The organism is Mesobacillus maritimus, assembly GCF_023715205.1.
GTDB lineage: Bacteria > Bacillota > Bacilli > Bacillales > Cytobacillaceae > Mesobacillus_B > Mesobacillus_B maritimus_C.
In genome coordinates this window covers 82232-103995 of record NZ_JAMBNR010000019.1, presented here as the reverse complement: position 1 = coordinate 103995, position 21764 = coordinate 82232, and the positions used below count along the sequence as shown (strand labels likewise).

The 21764-nt window shown below is 40.2% G+C and carries 19 protein-coding genes and 1 pseudogene; 3 read left to right on the top strand and 17 right to left on the bottom strand.

Annotated features, from left to right (window positions below; all coding sequences use genetic code 11):
- Positions 1-179: 179 nt before the first annotated feature.
- The 13 genes and pseudogenes from M3182_RS22240 to M3182_RS22180 all read right to left on the bottom strand — a co-directional run bounded on the left by M3182_RS22240 (position 180) and on the right by M3182_RS22180 (position 10789).
- Complete coding sequence (locus M3182_RS22240) at positions 180-620, bottom strand: ASCH domain-containing protein (RefSeq protein ID WP_251437235.1); 441 nt, start codon at positions 618-620, stop codon at positions 180-182.
- 111 nt (positions 621-731) lie between these two features.
- On the bottom strand, positions 732-1064 hold the full coding sequence (locus M3182_RS22235) for a hypothetical protein (protein ID WP_251560187.1): 333 nt from the start codon (positions 1062-1064) through the stop codon (positions 732-734).
- A 201-nt stretch (positions 1065-1265) separates the two neighbouring features.
- The gene (locus M3182_RS22230; RefSeq protein ID WP_251560185.1) at positions 1266-1775 is read right to left on the bottom strand and encodes a DUF3916 domain-containing protein; all 510 of its coding nucleotides are present in this window, start codon (positions 1773-1775) and stop codon (positions 1266-1268) included.
- A gap of 289 nt (positions 1776-2064) precedes the next feature.
- Positions 2065-2517, bottom strand: a complete 453-nt coding sequence (locus M3182_RS22225; RefSeq protein ID WP_251437228.1) for a DUF5085 family protein — start codon at positions 2515-2517, stop codon at positions 2065-2067.
- Entirely contained in the window at positions 2518-2967 is a 450-nt protein-coding gene (locus M3182_RS22220; protein WP_251437226.1) for a GyrI-like domain-containing protein, read from the bottom strand. It abuts the gene before it with no gap.
- 12 nt (positions 2968-2979) lie between these two features.
- The gene (locus M3182_RS22215; RefSeq protein ID WP_251437224.1) at positions 2980-3705 is read right to left on the bottom strand and encodes a hypothetical protein; all 726 of its coding nucleotides are present in this window, start codon (positions 3703-3705) and stop codon (positions 2980-2982) included.
- A gap of 14 nt (positions 3706-3719) precedes the next feature.
- Complete coding sequence (locus M3182_RS22210; RefSeq protein WP_251560183.1) at positions 3720-4946, bottom strand: hypothetical protein; 1227 nt, start codon at positions 4944-4946, stop codon at positions 3720-3722.
- Between the two features lie 601 nt (positions 4947-5547).
- The gene (locus M3182_RS22205) at positions 5548-6366 is read right to left on the bottom strand and encodes an ADP-ribosylglycohydrolase family protein (RefSeq protein ID WP_251560181.1); all 819 of its coding nucleotides are present in this window, start codon (positions 6364-6366) and stop codon (positions 5548-5550) included.
- A gap of 350 nt (positions 6367-6716) precedes the next feature.
- Positions 6717-6941: a hypothetical protein gene (locus tag M3182_RS22200; protein WP_251437217.1), complete on the bottom strand. Its 225-nt coding sequence runs from the start codon at positions 6939-6941 to the stop codon at positions 6717-6719.
- Positions 6941-8113, bottom strand: coding sequence for a Ger(x)C family spore germination protein (locus tag M3182_RS22195; protein ID WP_251560195.1), 1173 nt, complete (start codon positions 8111-8113; stop codon positions 6941-6943). Before M3182_RS22195 ends, M3182_RS22200 begins: the two co-directional genes overlap by 1 nt.
- Complete coding sequence (locus M3182_RS22190; RefSeq protein WP_251560179.1) at positions 8113-8556, bottom strand: GerAB/ArcD/ProY family transporter; 444 nt, start codon at positions 8554-8556, stop codon at positions 8113-8115. The genes M3182_RS22195 and M3182_RS22190 overlap by 1 nt, the downstream gene beginning before the upstream one ends.
- Positions 8557-8564: 8 nt before the next feature.
- Positions 8565-9206, bottom strand: a pseudogene (locus M3182_RS22185) (GerAB/ArcD/ProY family transporter).
- 23 nt (positions 9207-9229) lie between these two features.
- Positions 9230-10789, bottom strand: a complete 1560-nt coding sequence (locus M3182_RS22180; protein WP_251437213.1) for a spore germination protein — start codon at positions 10787-10789, stop codon at positions 9230-9232.
- A 403-nt stretch (positions 10790-11192) separates the two neighbouring features.
- Here M3182_RS22180 and M3182_RS22175 point away from each other — a divergent pair, with 403 nt between their 5' ends.
- On the top strand, positions 11193-14891 hold the full coding sequence (locus M3182_RS22175; protein WP_251560177.1) for a polysaccharide deacetylase family protein: 3699 nt from the start codon (positions 11193-11195) through the stop codon (positions 14889-14891).
- A 96-nt stretch (positions 14892-14987) separates the two neighbouring features.
- On the opposite strand, the gene M3182_RS22170 is transcribed toward M3182_RS22175, so the two are convergent.
- Both M3182_RS22170 and M3182_RS22165 read right to left on the bottom strand, forming a co-directional pair.
- Positions 14988-15692, bottom strand: a complete 705-nt coding sequence (locus M3182_RS22170; RefSeq protein ID WP_251560175.1) for a hypothetical protein — start codon at positions 15690-15692, stop codon at positions 14988-14990.
- Between the two features lie 176 nt (positions 15693-15868).
- Entirely contained in the window at positions 15869-16324 is a 456-nt protein-coding gene (locus tag M3182_RS22165) for a YfmQ family protein (RefSeq protein ID WP_251437206.1), read from the bottom strand.
- 342 nt (positions 16325-16666) lie between these two features.
- Between M3182_RS22165 and M3182_RS22160 the strand changes: the two genes are divergently transcribed.
- Together M3182_RS22160 and M3182_RS22155 are read left to right on the top strand one after the other, a co-directional pair.
- On the top strand, positions 16667-18358 hold the full coding sequence (locus M3182_RS22160; RefSeq protein WP_251560173.1) for a multicopper oxidase family protein: 1692 nt from the start codon (positions 16667-16669) through the stop codon (positions 18356-18358).
- A gap of 365 nt (positions 18359-18723) precedes the next feature.
- Positions 18724-18903 carry a PhzF family phenazine biosynthesis protein gene (locus M3182_RS22155; RefSeq protein ID WP_251560171.1) on the top strand — a complete coding sequence of 60 codons (180 nt, stop codon included), beginning with the start codon at positions 18724-18726 and terminating at the stop codon, positions 18901-18903.
- A gap of 189 nt (positions 18904-19092) precedes the next feature.
- Here M3182_RS22155 and M3182_RS22150 read toward each other — a convergent pair whose 3' ends face one another.
- Complete coding sequence (locus tag M3182_RS22150) at positions 19093-20517, bottom strand: NAD-dependent succinate-semialdehyde dehydrogenase (protein ID WP_251560169.1); 1425 nt, start codon at positions 20515-20517, stop codon at positions 19093-19095.
- Positions 20517-21725, bottom strand: a complete 1209-nt coding sequence (locus M3182_RS22145) for an iron-containing alcohol dehydrogenase family protein (protein WP_251560167.1) — start codon at positions 21723-21725, stop codon at positions 20517-20519. Before M3182_RS22145 ends, M3182_RS22150 begins: the two co-directional genes overlap by 1 nt.
- Positions 21726-21764: the final 39 nt, after the last annotated feature.

Genomic DNA, 21764 nt, shown 5'->3' with positions numbered 1-21764 from the left:
GCTCTATGATAAGAGTCTGTGATAGATGAACCTACTAAAAAAAATTGTATTTAGGGGTTTTACTTAAGGTCGGTCTTTTTTAATCATATTTCTTTCTTGACATATTTCCCATTATACGCTGTGACTTAGTCATTCAATCATTCTTTTCATCAAAAACGACAAAGTTTGAGAAACAGGCTTTATAGTAAAACCTGAATTTTGTGACCTAGTTGTTTAAAATCAATGTAAGAATCGACGAGTTTGAAAAACTCGACAACAATAACGGTATCCTTGTTTAATTCTACCCCTTCTTTTAGAAGGTCTTCTTTCCAAGAAAAGATATGGTCGTCGATAAACTCATCCAATGTAGAGTTCTCTCCACTTGCGATTTTCTCACCAATCTCACCTGTGATCTCACCGAATGGAATTTCAAGGATTTCTGTAATTTCTATTGCACAGGCTAGAATCCCTTTTTTCGTATAAACGTCAAACCGAGTTCCTACCTCTCCTTGTACTTCTCCATCAGGCAGCGCATCGTACCAAACTTTTGGTGTGCAAGTAGCCGTTTTCACTCCTAACATACACTCAACTAACAACCGTTCATCCTTGTCATTCCGACCCCAAAACGTCATTTTATTCATTCTTTGATTTCCTCCTTTTAAATTCTCTGCAGATGGTTCATTCAACTTGATAATGAAAATTTCGCTTCATTATTAAAGAATTAGGACTCCGATGTTGATGACGCTTCGAATTCAATCCCAGTAATTAAAGATAATCTGTCCAATTGTTTCAGGCTTCCAATACTGAAGTTGCTTCTTCTCTGCAACATTTAATTCGGATTGGTTCACCAAATCTTGATTGAATGGAGCATGAAGTTCTTTAGTGCCTAATACTTGATAGTAAGGGGAAAAGGACGCACAAAGGGTCGGGTTGTCGATAAATTGGATGTTTCCAAATTCAACAACGGATGCAAAAGCAAGATAGGGATAATATTCATTTAGGAGAATATAAAATTCATCATTTAACATCTTAACTCGAGCCTTATAAAAATTTGCTGGGTATGATGGATGTTTAATCTCGCTCACCCTCCCTCTGTGTCGGGAGGCTACTTCATAGCACCTTTGTTTGAACAGCTTCCCATCTATCTGTGGTGGCAGAATCTCTTTTGACTCATGGAAACCGGTTATTCCATTCGGAAGTCTCATCCTTTTTTCACCACCCATTCTCTTTAATCATAAATTCCACTTAGTTAAATTTTTCATTTGAACGAATTCTGTCGCTTGTGGTTAAGTTAATTCCCCAAGAAACCATCTTTCTCCTTCATAGCGAGACCCGTCCTCATCCGTGATGACTTCTTTAAAACCAGTGATTTGCCAACCATCAGGAACAACTAGTCCCCATTCTGTTTGAATGTTTCTTTGATCTGATAGTGGAAACCACTTTTGATCTTGATGATTTCTGTTAAAGAAATGTTTAAAATATGAGTCGCCTTTAAAGACAATAATTTGCGAACCCCATAAACCAGGGAACTCAACAGCAACTACGACTCGACATTTTGTATGATCATCCGGCTTCAAATCTATCAGATGTTCCGCTCGATCCACTAGCGTTTGAATGCAAAGCCGTTTAATTTTTTTAGGTGTTTTATTCGAGGAGATAAAGTCTTGAGCTACTGGCAGTGCTAAATGCCAATAGTCGTTATAAAATTGGGTTGGAAACTCCAATGTGTTTGCTTCTAATCTATTCACAAAGTTATTCGTTCTCCGTTTCAATCCACGAACTTTTTTCTCTTTCATCCTCGTTCTCCTCTTTTAACCTTGAATAGGTTGTTATGTTTCGTATCTAGATAGAAAAGATTGATACTCTAATAGTAGCATAAACATTCAGAGAAATAGGAATGAAACAGAACATCCACACTTTAGTTCACACTTAAAAGCCCAGGCCATATTTTAAGGCCTGAGCTCTCACTTATACACCAAGATATCCATTTATTTTTGTTAACTATAAAATAGAAAAAAATCTCCATTTGCTAGCCACAGCTTAGAAAATGGAGATTTTTACAGCCTATTTAAGAATAAGAGAAGATCATCTTTCTATGGTCGGGCCCGCCCCTATTTTAACGAACATATATGGAAAGCTTCGGTCTCCTGATAAAACATGGTAAATCGGAGTCGCTTGCTGGAGGTTGTTCTCTTCCATATATTCAAACAACATACGGTAGGCTTGTTCGGTAAACTTTTCAAAGTCATGATAAACACAAATGGAAAACATGTTTTCAACACTGTAATAGCTATGAAAACTCATCGCTTCTGGCAAGGATAAGGAATCCTCATAGACAGGCATAAACATTTCCACATTCATCATTTCGTCCATTGGTACATTGTTTAAGGAATAAAATAGTGGCCCCTTCACCATGCCTTTCTGTTTCCTAATTTCCTCGACAAATTCAAAAAGTGTAGCATCCATTTCATTAAAATGGATTCGAACTTTTTTTGAAACGACATTTGTAAAACGGATTGAATCACTTGGATTAATCATCTAATCCTCCCCTACAATCGGAGCATAAATATCGATGATTCCTCCGCCATAAACATCTAAGTAAATATTATAAAAAGGCTCCTGGAGCTTGAATTGATTGGCGTCCGCTGCCAATTTAATTGCGTCGTATGAAACTTCGATATCCTCATCCAAATCGGCATGACGGAAGACCAAACCATCTTTGATTTCAAAAACTTCTTGATAAGCAAATTTATCGTTTTCTGGCATATCAATCGGCGCATTCACAGGCATGTAAAACGTATATTCTGCTTCGTTCGCTTCTTTTGAAAAATTGGCGACCTGGTAGATCACCGGACCTGTCGCATAAAGGCCATTCAAAATCACCGCATTTCGCAACTCTTTTGCGATGAGATGCCATTCATTCGTTTTGCATTTCCTTGTCGTACTCAGGACATGATGAAAAGTTAATGGACTGCGCTTTAGTTTCATTCTGTTTCCCTCCTATTCCGAAAGTCTTTTTGGTGTTTTTACGATAAAGGAAGGAAATTTTCGTTTTGCTTGGGCAATGAGCAAAAATTCTGGCCAAGCCATTGCCACTCCAAATTGAATGACAGCACTTATGAGCAAAATCACAATCATCCCAAAACTTGTATCAGAAAAATTTCTTCCTACGATCCCGCCAATCATCGTTAACGCAAAAATGAATGGCAGACTCACATATCCCTTGGATTCGCTAAATTGATATAATCCTTGTCCACCTTTTTTTAATTCGCCTTTCTTCACTCTACTGTAGGCACGAATAATCGAGATAAAAAGAAAAATAAATCCAGTGATTAATAAAAGAAATCCACCAATCATAACCGAACTAGGTGCTTCACTTACGCTACTAAAAACAAAAAAGAATGGATACAAATCAATGGAAAACTTCAAGCTAACCGCACACAACACAATGATTTGAAGCTTTTGATAGCGAAAAACTGATTTTTCGCTTGATAAAAACAACGTAATGATAAACTGCAAGATTAGAAGAGCAAGAAAGACTTTTAGCATCCCTTCAAGCCAAGGCTCGACAGGTCCAGGATATTGACTGACCCCGAAATAACTAACACCTAACGCCACACCGCTAAAAATCAGCATCCCCCACAACGATCCGATCAGATTGTTTGGCCTAAGTCGTCCGGTTGCAACGGATTTAAGCTGTTCTAAGTCATTTTCTGTGATATTCAAAACGATAATTCCTCCTACCAAAATACACTATCAAGCTTTTTGCCAATGTTGCTGACACATTCGCCGACAGACTCGACGACCTTATCCGCCACTTGATTGGCTTTTTCTTTCGTGATATCCACCAAACTGTCTCCTGAAGGTGGAAACTTTGTATTAATCAATAAGTTGATCCCGGCACCCGCAGCAGCTCCTACTGCCGTCCCAAGTGGTGGTAAAAAGGCTGTCCCAATGGCAGCACCTGTCGCCATTGCCGCTGCACCAGTACCGACATCGACCGCTGAATCGACACCAAATTGAAGCCAATCCATCTTGCCGGTTTTGCTATCATAGGCGCTAGTCCCATTTTCTGTTAGCATCGTCACAACCCCAAAAGCTCCGGCCGCTTTACTAAATTTGGTGAAGTTTGTGGCTTCACTCCAGCCTTCTGTTACTTTCAACCCTTCCCAAAACTTTAGTTCACCCAAACCAGTTTTAAATGCGTTTGTGGCTGTATTTCTAAGACCTCCATACTCGAGGCGTTGCACATATTGATTTAAATCCTCATGTAGAGTAGTAGAAAACCGATTACGGTTACTTTGAAACCAACTACGATTATCATCATTGTACAACGTAATCCCAGTCCCGGTTAAACGATTAACCAGCCCTTTACGATAATCAGATGCTGTACCGCCTAAATGACTCATTAATAAATCACGATATTTTTGATAGTTCGCAGGCGAAGCTCCCTTATCAATTAATTTCAAAAAAACTTTTCCACCATCTTTTTCAAATTTAAGCCCCATATCCTTGCCTAAGCGGAGAAGATTTCGGGCATTAAGCAACGCCATTCCGCCCATAAATGCTTTCGATGCTTCCCAGCCGTTTTCCATTATGTAATCCCAAAGTGATTTTGCTTCTTCTTTATCTGTTGATGTAGAATCCGTTTTATTGATCACTTGATTCGCTGCGCTACGCCCTGGCAAAGGCTGTAGCGTCTGACCAGTCCTTGTAATCCTGTCTTCTGCTTGATTATACTGGTTGACGGATTGAACAATAAATTGTTGCAATCGGTTTACATCTGCTTCCAACTTATGTATGTCCCTTTTCACCTGATTCAGTCTTAACCCAATTGACATTCGAGCACTAATTTTTGGATCAACGTAAACCGAAGCTAACCCTGTCCGAATTTGGGAAAGTTGGAGTGACGTTACTTTTATTTTTGTACCTGAACTTCTCGTGGTCGCAAAATGAATTTTAATCATCTGAACCTAGTTTCACCTCTTCTTCTAAATGTCTAAGGAATGTCATTTAGTTTTTATTCTCTATTCTCTACGATTCTCTTATTGGTAGAATACCAATATTAGGATTCTAACTAATATATAATACCTTTCTTTGTCATGTTAATGAAACGTGCAAACAGGTAAAACAGTCCTTTATACCTAGCATTTTATGAAGAAAGTACTATGACCCCCTTCTGAATTTTGGTCTTATGAACCGTGTGGACAGGTTTGAATGAATCGTTTGATTTATACAATACACGACTTATTTATTTCGGAACATACCAGGCTCCTTTATCATTGGTGTATTGTCTTAAATTCCTTGAGCCGTTTTAACCAATGGCTCTTTTCTCAAACTTTTATAAAATACAAAGACACTCGAAGGGAGTGCCTCATTTCAAAAGGCTATTTTCGTAAAGATTGTTGTTAAAATCCTAAAGCCGATTTTAACGCAGGATAAGCCATTTTGTGCGTTCATACTAAGTTTACTGGCTCTTTTCACCTGTTTAAAGTTGCAGTCTAGTGAAAACACAACCTAATACTTCTCTCTTTCTATCTAAAAACAACAAAGGTTGAGAAAAGAGCATTAAAATAAACATTCATTGATTAATTCTTTATTTGCTAATTCTTCTATCCATTTATTCGGGATGTTTTCAATTCCATACATAATAACGGCTAAACCTCCAGCGACGGCTGCTACGGTATCCGTATCACTTCCTAGATTCACGGCTTTTAACACGGATTCCTGGTAGGAGTTGGTGGTGGTTATACACCATAAAGCTGCCTCCAATGTATCGACGACAAAGCCGGTTGATTTGATGTCCGCATCACGAAGTTCGGAAATAGAAGGCAATCGATTGTATGGGTCACGCAAATTGATGTTTCGGAGGATCTCGTCTATGTTCTCCCCATTGAGCAGTTTTTTTGCGATGGTTACGTAAATCACACAAGCTTTTGTTGACCACTCGTGTGCATGTGTTAAACTCGAAACCTCTCTAATTTCTTCTTCTGTACAAGCTGTAAATGCTAGGGGGAGAATTCTCATTAATGACCCATTTCCGTTTGCATTTAGGTCGTTTACTCCTTTCCCAGTAGAAAGGGCATATTGTGTTGTAGCTCCGATGTCGAATACTTCATGATGTGGTGTGAATTCTGCTTTTCGATACCATAATTTGAAGTTTTCCATGATATCTTCTGGGTCGACCTGTTGCTTATCTTTTATGCTTTTGCATGTGGCGATTGTCATGGAGGTATCATCTGACCATGTTCCTTTCGGTTGATTCCAGGTTCCATAACCGATCATGTCCGTACATTGATACGTTCCTCTTTGCTTGAATTCGTACGGAACGCCTAAAGCGTCCGCAACAGCCAATCCATAGATAGCGTCTTTTAATCGATGCTTCATTTTTTCACCACCTAAAAAAGGGCATTTTTATGTTTTAATCATAACTCACTGATCAATTTAAGTGGCCGTTTTTATAAAGATTGTGGTTAAAATCCTATAGCGATTTTAACGGAGTAGTATGCCATTTCGTACAGTTTGCCAGCTCTCTTTTCATAATGAAGCTTTTTGTTCTAAGGCTACAAAGTTTGAAAAAAGAAACCCAAATCTTCTCCATATTTAGCGTAGATATGGAACCCCTTTATAACTACGAACACTTGAAACGAAAGAATTCCTTCCCTTTTCGTAAAAATGGCTTTCCTGACGGTTTCCCTAATAGTGTAACTGAAAACTACTACCCACTCCAATAGTTGTTACTCCATTAATTTCCCTAAAGGCCCAAAAATATAATGAAGGAGAGTGATAGGACCTGGGACGTTTTCTACTTTTAGAAAAGACATCATTGCGGACAAAACTAAGATTGCAGCAATTGTGATTTTGTCCGCTTTCGAGATATTCTTCATTCGTTTCCACTCAAATAATACAATCAGCCAAATAAACGCTTGGACCAAAAAGATTGTATTCCAATACCCAGGCATTATTCCTTCACCTCGTCTCTCGGAAGAGCTGCCGGCGGACCAATATAACCAGGTCTTCTTATGTTCGCATCAACATCAATCTGGACCTTAACCTCTGGGAACTTTTCATCCCATCTGCCGCTTACTTTCTTCCATTGCTTCGGATATTTTTGATGAAACCTTCTCCCGAATTGAATGACATCTGTCTTGTATTCCTGTTGGAGTTTTTCAATGGTTTGGGCCACTCTTTCTTCTAAGCTAGTCGCGAACTCTTTATTTAAATTATTAAGGACATCTTCATTCATCAGATTTAGATAGGTTTCGTTTTGGACAATATTCCCCTCAATCGCCAAGCTTAGATTCATGCTCCACTGATTCCCTTTAATTTCTGGGCTAAATTTGATTTTTCCTAACGTCGGAGTCATCGTAATTTCTCCTTCTTCCCCTTCCGGCTTAATTGAGATGGTGCTCCTTTTTACTTCGTCCTTTAACCACAATAAACCTCGAGCTTCTTTCATATTTAACGTCCCAATCATTTTCTCTCCTTTAAATATAGCCGTACCATGAATAACCGGGACCGTTTCATAGATTTTCCTAGCGTTTTCTTTTGAAACTAGCATTTTAATATAAGGCATCGATACACTTTCACTTTCCCCCATAAAGTCAATATCGACATCTCTTAATGTCGTACTCGTCCCTAGCTCTTCTTCCGATAATTTTCGTAACGCCTCCGCTGAGTATCGTTCTAAAGGGGGGATCAATTCTAGGATTTCCTTTGCTTCCCCTTCACTTATAAATAGATAGGAATTGCCCCGTGGACCTGAATGGCGTGCCAAAAAATCGATTTCTTTACGTATTCCGTTTTTCGCAAGCTCCTCTCCAAAAACAAAAATTTTACACTGACCCCAAAACAATCTTCTCGGTACGTTGGTTTGTAAAATGGAAATCGCCTGTGCAAGATTTTCTCCATATCCTTCTCGAACAAAAGTAGAAGTTGAACCAACTTCTTCCCCCGTTTGGCCGGAAGTAATCGCACGGGGAATAAATAATTGAACAGAGATTCTTGTTTTTCCATCTTCTAAACGGTCTATTGCAGTTGCCGTAATAATGGCGAGATCCTGCATTTCCACTTGGTCCCAGCAACCCGTAAGAAGCGGGATACAAAAACAGACAATGAGAAGAAATTTTTTCATCAACCGCTCTCACTCCTTTTCTTCCGTGCTAAAGCGATGACCAGTAAAACGGAGGGGAGAACACTCTGAACGAAGACAAAGTAAAAAGGCTGAATTTTTGTCATATAGTCAACTAGCACCACGATATTTGGAATATCCCAATAACTAAAGAAGAGCATTAGTACACTCATGGGAAACACAAGAAGCCGATAATCGGACAGTTTTAACAGCTGTGCCAGACCTAAACAAGCCACATATAAAAAAACGGAAACCTTCACAAAATTTCCGAGAACCCAGGACGCGGTGATGATGATTTCAAAGTTCTCAAAAAATCCGTATACACTAATCGCACGTACAATCGAGTAGACAGGATAAAATTGATTAACCGATGAAACTCCTAGGACCGTGAGCACAAAAAAATGAACATATAATAGAACGATCAGCACGTAGAAAGACGCTTTCATCCCAGACTTTAACCCTTTTTTTTAGAATGATTCATAAAAGGATAAAGGAATGCGACTAGAAAAAATTCACTGAACCATGCTTGATGAATGAAACTCCCCCTTAAAACAGGAAGCCACCCATTCTCCAGAAAAGGCAGCATATAACCAATTTCGAGATCCTTTATTAATAATAGAAGGGAAAGAGCTGTAGACATAAATAAGGTCGTGCAAATAACGGCGGATCTTGCAATCACTTCGATTCCCCCTCGCACCGCCAGTGCACTTACGAACAAGATGGTGATGGAAAAGATTACGGATGGTGTTTCGTCCATCACATTTCCGGTAATAAAATCGGAATACTGTCTGACTACAAGCCCGGTATTATGAAACTAAAACAAAACAAATATACCGCTAACGAGCTTTCCGACTAGTTTTCCAAGGATTTTTTCACTATATTGGATGGGCGTTAACTTCGGAAACAATTGATGAAGCTTCCAAGCAATGTAGACTGTTAAAAAGCCGATGACAGAGCCAATGATTGGCGTCATCCACATATCATGGCGCGCAAATTTTCCCGCAATGGATGGAATGGAAAGCAACCCTGTCGCTATAATTGTCGGAACCATGATAAATTCCATTTGAAGTGCCGATATTTTCCCCTTTTCTAGCACGCTAATCTCACCACCATTCTTGGCTAATCTTTGCTTTTATTCGTACCAGGTTTTAAATTTGTTCCTTGTCTGGTCTCATTAAAGTCCCCGGTGAAATGCGGCCTTGAGTTCATCTTCCATAACGGAGAGCGGATAAGCGTATCTTGCATAAAATGTTTTTGCAGCGTGTTGACGGGACTTAAGTAAGGGATTCCAAAAGACCTTAGTGTTGATAGATGAATAATCAGCATAATCAATGCAAGCATAACCCCGATTAACCCTAAAGCACCTGCTAGAATAATGATTGGGAACCTTAGTAACCGGATGGAAAGACCAACTGAATAGCGAGGGACCATGAAGGAAGCAATCCCTGTTATACTCACTACGATAATCATAGGTGCAGAAACGATTCCAGCCTGAACAGCGGCCTGCCCAATGACAAGTGCTCCAACGATACTAACCGCTGAACCGACTTGCTTAGGAAGACGAATTCCTGCTTCCCGTAAGGCCTCAAAAGCAATTTCCATCATAATGGCTTCCACAATAGCCGGAAAAGGAACTGTCTCTCGAGAAGAAGCGATACTTAACAGCAAGTCGGTTGGAACCATTTCCTGATGGAACGTCGTAATCGCAACATAAACAGAAGGAAGAAATAAGGCTACCGCTAAAAATAAAAACCGAAGAGAGCGGATAAAGGTTCCGATCCAAAATCGTTCATAATAATCTTCTTGAGATTGAAATAAACTGAAAAAACTCACAGGCGCGATCAAGGAAAAGGGAGTCCCTTCAATCAATAAAACAGCCCTTCCCTCTAGTAAATTTGCGCAAACAACATCAGGGCGCTCCGTATACAGAACTTGCGGAAACGGGGAATATGGATCATCTTCAATAAATTGTTCGATATATCCACTTTCTAACACCCCGTCAATCTTGATCCGATTCAACCGGTTTTCAATTTCCTTAATCAACGTTGGATCGACTAATCCTTCAATATATGAAACGATTACCTTGGTTTTTGTATATTTTCCCACTTGGACGGACTTCATTTTCAATGCGGGATCTTTAATGATTCGACGCAATAAAGAAGTATTGACACTAAGAGACTCAGTAAATCCTTCTCTAGGACCTCGTATAGAGGTTTCAGCCGCGGGTTCTTCAATCGAGCGCTTTTCAAATTTTACTAACCCCAGTGAAAAAGCCTCTTCAAACCCATCAAAAAACAAGACGGGGTTTCCATTGGAAATGGCGTTGATACAAGCGGAGTACGTAGGAATTTTTTTTATATTTGAGATTGGTAATCGATTTTTCACCGAAGAAAGGAAGTCAGCATTATCAAACTCGTTTTCATCCATTAAGATCTCAAGCACTTGCTCGTCTAACTTTTGAGTATCACTTAAACCTTCTATATAAACAATCGTGGCATCTTTTTCACCCACAATAAAAGAATGAAACATAACATCTGTACTATCTTGGTATAGCGAGGAGAAATATTGAATATTTTCTTCAAGACTCTTCGATAAAGGGATGTCCTTTGAAGAACTCTTTTGTTGTGCTTTAGACTCTGTTGCATTCTTCTTTAAAGGACGCCTTCTAATCCGAATCACCTCACGTTTCCTCCTCCCGCATCATATGTATCTTTAAATTTCCTTATATTATCAAATAATATACAAAGTGGAAGCAGGATAAAGCTTTTTCCAGACAGACCGAGTGAAACGATAAAAAGCTTCCCTATTAAATGAAGAAGCTCCTCCCCACTCTTGTGGAACATATTTGTGAAACAAGAAAATTCGGGGCGTCCCAGTGACCGTTTATACATTTTTGAAAATTTAAAATACTTTACCTACCCCCAAAGTTTACATATGACTTCCTAAACATTTAACTGAAGTCATTTTTTGTCGAAAAACCCGTTACTTCTGAATATCTGTATAGAATGACTTTCTAATCACAAATTTGGCTGTATGAAATCAATCGATTATTACTTACTTGACCTTATTAAGGAGGAATTTAATGAATAAAGTTTTTAGGTGGATTGTCCGATCATTCTTTGCACCTGTTACTGGAAATGCAGGAGCGATTGCAAGTACACTTGGTTTTTTTCTGGCTTTTTTACCTTTAGATAGTCTAAGAATGCCATTATTGATAGGTGTATCCCTTTTGTTGAAATTGAATATCATCGCCTTATTCCTTGGAACATTGATTACGGTTTTTGTTCCGAACATGAGCCAGTTACCTACTTTTGATTACAGCTTTTTGAAAGAATACGAGATCCTTCCAGGCCTAATAACGTTCATCCAATCTTCACCAGAGATTGGTCCAGCGATCTTTGGAGGCTTCATTGGTCTCATCTGCTATTTTTTCTTCCACTGGTTTTACAATTTGGGGCTTAAAAACAGGGATCGAAATCAAGAGCAGGTTTTTCTAGATCCTGCCAAAAGACGCTGGAACATTATTATCAGAATGGGTGTAGGTTTTACGATTTTAATTGTTTTGGTATCTACACTATTTATTGAAAGCCTAAATACGACACCCGTCATTCCTGAACTGAAATTGGATTCTACCATTACAGCAGACAGCGAGATTGAGCCAATCCATACAACATTAAGTGAGGAAGAACCAACGAAAATCAATACTTCCCCACTTATTCCTAAGAATTTCGGTCAATTAAATCAAACCGAAATCGAGGCTAAACAAGAAGTGTTTGGTTTTTATGTCAATTGGGATAAAAACAGCAAAATTTCTTTTAAAAACAATATCGATTCGATTACCACGTTGGTACCGGAGTGGCTGCAATTAACGCCTAACCTTGGCCTTAATACCAATATGGACCGATCGGTTGCCGAAGAGGCAAAAGCACATGATATTAAAGTTCTTCCATCAGTTACGAATTTCATCAATAATCAATGGGATGGCGAAGTACTCCACCAGTTATTTACGACTCAAGGTGCGGAAGATTATTTTATTAAAAATATGCTGGAATTTGTGAAAGAAAATGAGTTTGCTGGAATTAATATTGACTTTGAAGAAATTAAGCCTGAAGACAAAGATCATTTTACTGATTTTATGAACAAAGTGTATCAAGCTTTTCATCAGCAAGGTCTCATGGTCACACTGGCTGTCCCACCACAGAACAAAAGTTTTGATTATGCTAGTTTAGCAGCTAGCTCCGACCGAATGATTGTCATGCTGTATGACGAGCATCATTCCTTGAGTGATCCCGGACCGATTGCATCGTCTAATTGGGTAAAGGAGAGCTTAACCCAGTTGAATATCCCTTCTGAAAAACTGATTATCAGTTTAGGAAGCTATGGTTACGACTGGGAAGAAAACTCGAAAAAGCCCGCAGATATCCTGACATTCAAGGATACGATGAATTTGGTCAGTCAAAATAACCTCCAAATCCATTGGAGTCAGCAGTCAGGCAACCCTTATTTCCAATACAAAACAAAAGGAAAAAACCATACTGTCTGGTTTTTAGATGCGGCGACCGTTTATAATCATATGAAACTAGCAATTGATAGTGGCTCGAGAGGCATAGCGGTTTGGCGTCTTGGTTCAGAAGATCCTTCCATTTGGAATTTTATCAATCAACCAAAAAACATCGAGAATCCAGCCAATGCTCTTGAAACCTTGGACATACCTGAAGCTGTTCACTCTAGTGGTGCTGGGGATATTCTACAAGTAGCTTCCGAAGCAGAAGAAGGAAATCGAACGGTTCAATTAAATACAGATGGGTTGATTCAAACTGAGACCTATGAAAAATTGCCGAAGCCTTTGGAAGTTGTTCGGCATGGACAACCTAAATCAAAGGAAGTTGTCATTACCTTTGATGACGGTCCGGACCCAACTTATACCCCGCAAATATTGGACATTTTGAACAAATATCAGATTAAAGGAACCTTCTTTATGATTGGGGAGAATGCTTTGAAGCACCCCGATTTAGTGGAAAGAATGCAAAAAGAAGGCCACGAAATTGGCAGCCATACTTTTACCCATTCGGATATTGCCTCGATGTCAAGGTTGCAAATGAGAATGGAGCTAAATGCAAATCAGCGTTTATTCCAAGCCATAACCGGTCATTCGATGACGCTTTTCCGCCCTCCGTACGTAGCGGAAACGGAACTGAACTCAAGGAGCGAATTGCTGCCTTTATTACAGGCACAAGAGATGGGTTACACCATGGTTGGACAATCCATTGATTCGAGCGATTGGCAAGGGTTATCAAGTGAGGAAATTTTTAACCAGGTATTAAACCAGCTTTCTAATGGAAATGTGATTTTGCTGCACGATTCAGGCGGCGATCGCTCCAACACGGTCAAAGCCTTACCAATGATCATTGAAGAATTGAAAAAACGCGGCTACACCTTTACCACTGTTGCTGGTTTAATTGGAAAAAGCGAAAGTCAGATTATGCCGCCTGCCAATTCAGACAACCCTTATTTGGTTTATGACAAGGCCGTATTCAAGGTGTTGCAAGGTTGGCAATCAGGATTAACCTTCCTGTTCTATTCCGCTATCCTGTTAGGAATCTTGCGCCTACTTGTGTTTATTTTCCTTTCGCGAAAGCAGGTCAAAAGCTATAAAGAAACAAAAATCGACCCTAATTTTACACCATTTGTCAGTGTGGTGATTGCTGCCTATAACGAGGAAAAAGTCATAGGCAAAACGATTGATTCGATATTATCCAGTGATTACTCAAACTTAGAGATTCTGGTTATCGACGATGGCTCAACAGATGATACGGCTGTTGTCGTGCAAGAAAATTACGATCACCACCCTCTCGTTCGATTCATTCAGAAAACCAATGGTGGGAAATCATCCGCTGTCAATCTTGGTTTTAAAGAAGCAAAAGGAGAAATCGTCGTTGCTCTTGACGCGGATACACTCATCGCTGAAAATGCTATTTCCTTACTTGTTCATCATTTTAAAAATGAACAGGTAGCCGCTGTTTCAGGGAATGTGAAGGTCGGTAATAAAGGAAATCTCTTAACAAACTGGCAGCATATCGAATATGTAACAGGCTTTAATCTTGAGAGAAGGGCCTTTGCCGCTCTCAATTGCATCACCGTTGTCCCAGGTGCCATCGGTGCATGGAGAAAGACGGCCGTAGCAGAGGCTGGATACTTTAAAGAAGACACTCTGGCAGAGGATACAGATCTTACGCTTACGCTTTTACGCAACGGGAAAAAGATTGAATTTGAAGAAAAGGCTTATGCCTATACAGAAGTGCCGGAAGATGTGAAAGGTTTGGCAAAACAGCGCTATCGATGGATTTACGGAACGTTACAATGTTTATGGAAACATCGCGAAGCTCTTTTTGATAAAAAACATCACTCACTCGGATTTATTGCTTTACCGAATATGTGGCTTTTCCAATATTTCTATCAGATCATTTCGCCGATTGCCGATCTATTGTTCATTATCGCCCTTTTTAGCCCAAATCCTGGAAAGGCAGCGATTGGTTTTATGCTGTTTTACTTGCTAGATTTCTTTGCTTCGCTCTATGCGTTTCGTTTAGAGAAAGAAAGTCCTAAACCACTAGTTTCATTGTTTTTGCAACGAATCTTGTACAAACAGCTTATGACCTATGTCGTCATTAAATCCATCATCTCAGCCATAATGGGCGTAACGGTTGGTTGGAATAAATTAAAACGAAATGGAAATGTCACTCAGGAAATCCCGGTTTCAAAGGTTAAAGAAAATATGTAATAGAAAGTTTGATAGGTCTTCCCTTTTGGGAAGGCCTTTTTTTATTGGGGAACAATCGAAAAAGGATCGCCTCTTGGCGACCCTTGGTTGAAAGAATTATTGTTTCTTTCCGTTATTCGCTTTTTGTTCCTTCTGACTTGCAGCCTTTTCTTTGGCTTCTTGTGAAATTTGTTGTCCTTTGTTGGTTTCCTTTGCCGTACTGCTTGTTTGATTTCCCATTGGCTTGTCCGTCGTTGTTGGCTTTTGGGCTTTAGCGCTTGGCGCAGGCGATTTAGCAGCAGGCGTAGTTGCTGAAGTTGTTGTGCTCGTTTCAGTTGACGTGGAAGTAGGCTTTGCTGCTGAGCTTGTTTTCGTTCCGGTCGACGCGGTAGAAGGCTTTGCTACTGAGCTTGTTGTGTTATTCTCGGTCGATTTGGAAGAAGGCTTTGCTTCTTTTGTTGTCGTTGTCTTTTTCGGACTTGTTGAAACGGTTGTCGTCTTCTTCGTGGAAGATGTTGTATGCTGTTGGTTCGCCACTTCAGCTTTTTCACTTTTGTGTTCAAATGTCGCGTTAGAAGCTAGCGGTTGATTAAAAACATCGTTCTGGCTCTCTTTCTCCTTGGCTGTTTCTGTTTGCTCTTCCTTCGTTTTCTTCCCTTGGATGGTAGCATCCTCTCTTAAAAGGCCTCCAGTTGGAAGCAACGGATGTTCATCTGACAACCGTTGAAAAGCTTGCTCAACATTCATCGCGTTGCTGATTGAAAATGTAACAGCCCCCGCTAATACCATGGCAAGGGCACCCTTGTGTTTTAATACGTTCATAAAATTCCCCTTATGTAATTGATTATCATACTCATAAACTACGAGAGAACAGATCTATATTATGGGGGTATATAAGAGAATTTTGGAATCTTAACAACTGTTTCTGTTTCCGTTTGCGCAATCTGTTGCAAACCTTATTTGTAACGGCTGGAACGCTCCGTGAACAAGCTTTATTTCTAGATTGCTTTTATACGATTTTCCTTTGTTGATAGAGTGAATGATAGTAGCTGATCTGCTCGAAGACGATAAGAAACCACTTTCTTCTTGTCCTGCTTGACGACGTCCACATGGTCCTCGTACCGATACACATAGAACGTTACAATATTTTTGCTACTTTTTGTGTGGATGACAAATGGAATCACATCCGTTTTTGGATGTAAGAATAATTCTTCGTTTCCTGGAAAAATCTCATATTTTTTTAAAAATGTAGCTTCATTAAAAATGTCAATAAATTTCGTTTTATCGTCTTCTACCAAGTGCTCCCCGTTAAATGTTATAACCACATCATTTGAATTCAGTTTCGGATGTAGCGCAAACTTGCTGATTCCCCATGCAACAACGGCACTCGGGGGGCTCATGATTAATTTAAGAACAACTCCGATGGCTAAAGTTAATACAACAGTCCATGTCATCTTCGTTCACTCTCCTTTTGTCAAATATCTTTGATTTCACTTACTGTTACTTCTTTAAACGATTAAAAACATGATGAAAATACTAAGCTAATTTTTAATAGAAAGAACCACCCAATCCTCAAGAATTTTGACCATCCAATTCCAGGGACAAGGGGTCAGCTCACACTCGTACCAATTCTATCAGGACAAATGCCGTCCCTCTCCTTTTAAAATGGCTGGGCTAAAAAACTCCGACCCTAAACTCCACTTTTATCCAGGAACACTTGTCCAACCTACCCTAAAAAGACCCGCATATGATAAATGGAAAAGAAATTTTATTGTAGGTAAAGGAGTGAAATGAGATTGTCTTTAGACAAGTTTGTTGATGCGCTACCGATCCCCAGGGTTATAAAGCCAAAAGGGAAACACAATGGAGTTCCCTATTACGAAGTAGCCATGAAGCAAGTTAAGCAGCAACTGCACAGTGATTTACCACCTACCACCGTTTGGGGATATAACGGTCTGTATCCAGGCCCGACATTTGAGGTTCGCAGAAATCAACCAATTATGGTCAAATGGGAAAATCATTTGCCCTATGAACACCTGTTGCCAGTCGATCGTACGGTTCACGGTGCAGATCCTGACCAACCTTCCGTAAGGACCGTTGTGCATTTGCATGGTGGACGAGTTCGACCAGAAAATGACGGATTTCCAGAAGCATGGTTTACAAAAAACTTTAGAAATAAAGGTACAAAATTCCTACATGAAGTTTACTATTATCCTAATTGTCAACGCCCAACAACTCTCTGGTATCATGATCATGCCATTGGAATCACTCGCTTGAATGTTTATGCTGGCCTTGCAGGTTTTTATCTTATTCGAGATGAAGCAGAAGAGCGTTTGAACCTTCCTAGTGGGAAATATGAAATTCCATTAGTCATCCAAGACCGGTCGTTCTATCTTAGTGGAGAACGACGGGGAGAATTATTCTATCCGTCTCTTCCAAACGAGCTGCCACCTCCACCTCCCCCAAATCCATCGGTGGTTCCGGAGTTTTTCGGGGATACTGCTATAGTGAATGGGAAAGTGTGGCCTTTTCTTGAAGTTGAACCGCGAAAATATCGATTCCGTATCCTTAATGGTTCAAATTCTCGTTTTTACCGTTTGCGATTAAGTTCAGGTCAAAACTTTGTCCAAATCGGTACCGACGGAGGCTTTCTTGAGGAACCTGTGATCGTAAAGAATCAAGATGGACTTTTGCTAGCCCCTGCTGAACGTGGAGATGTCATTATCGACTTTTCAAACTTTGCTGGTCAGAATATCATTTTAACAAATGACGCACCATCCCCATTCCCAAATGGGAATCCAGATGCCCCACTCCTACCGGAAATTATGCAATTTCGAGTGAAAGAGAATGTTTCTCGCCCTGATAGGAGTGAAATTCCAACTACACTAAGCTGTTTAGAAAGACTTGACCCTAATAATGTTCCAGTTAGACCGAACAAATTAGTTGAACGGATAGAAGCTGGCCGTTTAAAACTCCTCTTGAACGATATGGAGTGGAACGATTTACCGATTACGGAAACCCCATACAATGGAACAGTAGAAGTTTGGGAACTTTACAATTTGACAGCTGATACCCACCCGATTCACTTGCACCTCGTTCAATTCCAAATTCTCAATCGAGCACCGATAACAATAGATAATAATGGAATTGTCATTGATGTAGGAGACCCAGTGGATCCAGCTCCGAATGAAAGAGGGTGGAAAGATACCGTTCGAGCAAATCCTAATGAAGTCACTCGCATTATCGCACGCTTTGGCCCATTTACTGGAATTTATCCATGGCACTGCCACATCCTTGAACACGAAGACCATGAGATGATGAGACCATATGAAGTTCTCGATAATCCGAACTTTGATCCATCTCAACCAATTCCAGGGGAATGTCCTGATGACGCTTTTAGCCAATGTTTTGACTGTCATCCATCATCCAATCATGATTGCCGGAAAAATGAGGATTATGAAGAAAGCTCCGATGAAAGTAGTGATTGACAGTTAATTGAATAGCATGAAGGCATATGACCCGTCCAATATGGAGGGGTTTTTTTAGATTTTTTAGGCGATACTTCAAACTTCCATTTGCTACAACTTTAGAACAATATCAGAAATTTCACTATACACGAATAGATTCATTGGCTGCTATATTTTAAGTTTCAATCTTTATAAAATGCTGTTTTTGTGCGATTGTTGTTAAAATCTTTAAGCCGTTTTAAGGAAGAATCCGCCATTTTATGTGTTCGTACTAAGTTTACTGGCCCTTTTCTCCTAATCTAGAAAGTCCTTTCAAGCGAAAAGAAAGTGATTTCTCCTCATTTTATCTCGAAAAGCAATAAAGTTTGAGAGGAGGATCTTTGAGTTTGCCTTATAATGAATCTGGTAATCTAGCAAAACATGATGATGAAATATTTGTGGTAGATGCATTTTCGGAACAAGTGTTTGAGGGCAATCCTGCTGGAGTTTGTATCATGGAACAATTGCTTATAAACGATCTGTGGATTAATGCCATTTTGGGCAGAGAGGCTCGTCGAGAAATCTGAAATGATTGCCAGAAAGTAATTAAATCGTGGCGGTACTCTCTATTGTAAATACGAAAATACACGAGTAAAAATAGTTGTAAAAGCAGCACTTTAATCAATTGCAGTTATAAATATCAGCTGAAGGGCAAAGGGACAAGTACTGTCCCTCCCCTCTTACTCGGTGCTAAGACAAGAAATCTCCGACCCGCGTCAGTCCCAGATGGCGACGGAGACGAGTTTTGTTTCTAGGTAGTCTTCTAAGCCGTATTTGCCGCCTTCTCTGCCTAATCCACTTTCTTTCACGCCACCAAATGGTGCTTGGACGGCAAATGGCGCAGGATCGTTGACGCCAACCATTCCATATTCAAGCTTTTCTGAAACTCGATGAGTGCGTGAAAGGTCATTTGTGTAAACATAGGAAGCGAGACCATATTCAATATTATTTGCTTTTTCAACAACTTCCGCTTCGGTACGGAAGCGAATCAATGGGGCGACTGGTCCAAATGTTTCTTCATGAGTGATTTTCATGTCTTCGTTCACATCTGCTAAGACGGTTGGTAAATAATAATGACCCTGTTGATATTCATTCTCCGTTGGCACTTGCCCCCCGCACAGAATGGTCGCTCCTTTTCCTGCTGCATCGGTTACATGATCATGTGCTTTCTCAACTGCTTCTTGGTTCACCATTGGGCCGACTTGGGTAGCTTCATCTAATCCATCGCCGACAACCATGGAAGCGACTTTGTCCGCCAAACGCTGGGCAAAGGTATCGTAAATCGAATCATGTACATAAATCCGATTGGCACATACACATTGTTGGCCAGTGGAAGCAAACTTGCTAGCAATGGTACCTTTGATGGCGAGGTCAATGTCTGCATCTTCAAAAACGATAAATGGTGCATGTCCACCAAGCTCCATTGATACCCGTTTGACAGTATCAGCCGATTGACGAATGAGCTTTTTACCTACTTCGGTAGAGCCTGTAAAAGAAATCTTTCGTACGGAATCACTCGCCATCAACTCCCCTACAATATCAGAAGAGTTTCCAATCACGAGATTTACAACCCCTTCTGGAAGACCTACTTCATCAAACACTTTAAACAGCTCTAAAGAAGATAAAGGTGCCTCACGAGACGGCCGCAAAATCACGGTACACCCAACTGCCAATGCAGGTCCTAGTTTTCTTGCAGCCATGGACAATGGAAAATTCCATGGGGTAATCGCTCCAACCACGCCAATCGGCTGCTTGAGCACAGAAATTCTCTTATTTGGGGCTGAAGCGGGAACAATATCTCCATAAACACGACGAGCTTCTTCTGCATACCATTTAAAAAAAGCAATCGTGCTGCCCACTTCATAACGCGCATGATGGATAGCCTTGCCCATCTCTTTCGTAATTGTCTGGGCAAAATGCTCCTTTTTTTCTTCCAAGCGAGCCACAACTTTATGCAAATAATTCCCGCGCTGTTCGCCAGTCAACCCTGACCATAATGGAAAGGCCTTTTGTGCTGCTTGGATGGCCTGATTGGTTTCTTCTTTTCCGACTAAACAGACTTGTTTAACGACTTCACCATTTGCAGGATTGATAACTTCTAACATCTTCTCCGTTTCTACCCATTTTCCGTTAATATACATTATTCTGCAGATCCCCCTTGTTGGTTGATTGGTAACACCTGATTAAAAATTTGAACCACATCTTCTTTGAATACTTTTCGTGGATTATTGGGAATGGTTCCTCGATCATCCATAGCATCATCCGCTAAGCGATCGACCATTTCTTCTGTAAATTGCTTATTTAAAAAACCAAAGTCGTTTGGGATATTTAATACTTGATTAAAATCTTTGAGTACATTGATTAGTTGTTCTGCTGCTGCTCGATCCGTCTCGAAAGTTAACGAAGGGTCAAAGATTCTCGCAATTTCAGCATATTTTCTTTCGTTTGCGATGAGGTTATATTGCATCACATAAGGCAATAGAATCGCATTCGCTAGCCCATGAGGCACATGATAGATTGCGGACATTGGATGGGAACAAGAATGGACCAGCCCCACTCCGGCAAGACCAAAAGCCATCCCCGCGATTGTACTGGCTAGATGCACTTGTGATCTTGCTTCAAGCTGATCAGAGTGGGCATAACTTGCAGGCAAATAATCTTTGATCATTTTAATCACTTGTAAAGCCAAGCCATCTGTAATGGGTGTGGAACGCACTGATGTATACGCTTCAATCGCATGAACTAAAGCATCCATTCCGGTCGTGGCAACCACATGGCGTGGAAGTGAAGTCGTTAATATTGGATCCACAAATGCCATCTTAGGAGCCAATACCGGTGATGCCACAACATATTTTCTACCTGCCTTATGATCTGTCACCACGGCAACATTGGTTACTTCCGAGCCAGTACCGACGGTTGTTGGAATCGCAAACAACAATGGAACTTCGTTTACAACTGGTTTTTGGCCACGGCGATAATCAAGGATATGGCCTGGATGGCTAGCCATGACCCCAACAGCTTTTGAAAAGTCCATTGCACTTCCTCCACCAACAGCGAGAATCATGTCACATGATTCAGATTGATAGATTTCCGCCCCTTTCATGACCGTTTCAGCATCAGGGTTTGGTTCAATTTCTGAAAATAAGACGGAATGAATTCCGTTTTCTTTCAAAAGATTTTGGATTTTAGTTGGAATGCCTGCTTGAACAAGTCCTGGGTCGGCCGCGATGAAAACGCTTAACTTTTTGAACTCCTTAATCTTCCCTGCTAAACTCTTCTCAACACTGTTTACTCCATAAATCACATTTGTATTTAGTACAGAACTAAAATTTTGCTGACTTAAATACATAGAAACCTCCTACTGGTTGGAAAAAGCCCCAGTCTTTTC

Coding starts and splice junctions, on each gene's coding strand:
- M3182_RS22240 (WP_251437235.1), bottom strand. CDS start 620: ATGAATAAAATGACGTTTTGGGGTCGGAATGACAAGGATGAACGGTTG.
- M3182_RS22230 (WP_251560185.1), bottom strand. CDS start 1,775: ATGAAAGAGAAAAAAGTTCGTGGATTGAAACGGAGAACGAATAACTTT.
- M3182_RS22225 (WP_251437228.1), bottom strand. CDS start 2,517: ATGATTAATCCAAGTGATTCAATCCGTTTTACAAATGTCGTTTCAAAA.
- M3182_RS22220 (WP_251437226.1), bottom strand. CDS start 2,967: ATGAAACTAAAGCGCAGTCCATTAACTTTTCATCATGTCCTGAGTACG.
- M3182_RS22210 (WP_251560183.1), bottom strand. CDS start 4,946: ATGATTAAAATTCATTTTGCGACCACGAGAAGTTCAGGTACAAAAATA.
- M3182_RS22205 (WP_251560181.1), bottom strand. CDS start 6,366: ATGAAGCATCGATTAAAAGACGCTATCTATGGATTGGCTGTTGCGGAC.
- M3182_RS22200 (WP_251437217.1), bottom strand. CDS start 6,941: ATGCCTGGGTATTGGAATACAATCTTTTTGGTCCAAGCGTTTATTTGG.
- M3182_RS22195 (WP_251560195.1), bottom strand. CDS start 8,113: ATGAAAAAATTTCTTCTCATTGTCTGTTTTTGTATCCCGCTTCTTACG.
- M3182_RS22190 (WP_251560179.1), bottom strand. CDS start 8,556: ATGAAAGCGTCTTTCTACGTGCTGATCGTTCTATTATATGTTCATTTT.
- M3182_RS22175 (WP_251560177.1), top strand. CDS start 11,193: ATGAATAAAGTTTTTAGGTGGATTGTCCGATCATTCTTTGCACCTGTT.
- M3182_RS22170 (WP_251560175.1), bottom strand. CDS start 15,692: ATGAACGTATTAAAACACAAGGGTGCCCTTGCCATGGTATTAGCGGGG.
- M3182_RS22165 (WP_251437206.1), bottom strand. CDS start 16,324: ATGACATGGACTGTTGTATTAACTTTAGCCATCGGAGTTGTTCTTAAA.
- M3182_RS22150 (WP_251560169.1), bottom strand. CDS start 20,517: ATGTATATTAACGGAAAATGGGTAGAAACGGAGAAGATGTTAGAAGTT.
- M3182_RS22145 (WP_251560167.1), bottom strand. CDS start 21,725: ATGTATTTAAGTCAGCAAAATTTTAGTTCTGTACTAAATACAAATGTG.